The 437-nt window shown below is 71.2% G+C and carries 1 protein-coding gene; it reads right to left on the reverse strand.

Annotation, left to right across the window (positions count from 1 at the left end):
- A partial coding sequence (locus CVH10_RS17635; RefSeq protein ID WP_181244463.1) for a DNA repair protein RecO occupies positions 1 to 134 on the reverse strand: 134 nt, incomplete at its 3' end.
- Between the last annotated feature and the right edge of the window lie 303 nt (positions 135 to 437).

The following is a 437-nucleotide window of genomic DNA, read 5'->3' on the forward strand; positions in this document are numbered from 1 at the left end:
TGCATCCGGCGCGAGCGACCGCCATGCACGAGCCCGAGATGGCGGCCGTGGTTCCGGGTCATGAGTTCGAGGATGACGCTGGTCTCGCCCTGCCGGCGCAGGCCGAGCACCAGGGCCTCGTCGGTCCATTGCATGAGCGTGTCTTACGGCGCCGCCGGCAGGTTGCAAACATGGCGGGACAACGCAGATTGCATCATCGACAGGACTCGCGCCGGGCGGGAATACGGTTAGGCTCAGTAGGCTGTGATGCGAGGTCCGATGCCGGGGTGGTTGTCTCTCTGGCGCGGCCGGTGGCCGGCGCTTCTCGCGGTCGTCCTGGCCCCGGGCCTTGCCGGGTGCGGCCCCCGCGCGGGGCTACCGGCCCCCTCCCCCACCGCGTCCCTGAACGAGCGCCTCGCAGACCTCGCCCTGCGGCAGACCGCGTTCGGCGCCGTCTC

Source organism: Halomonas sp. ND22Bw (assembly GCF_003011945.1).
Lineage (GTDB): Bacteria > Pseudomonadota > Gammaproteobacteria > Pseudomonadales > Halomonadaceae > Halomonas > Halomonas halophila.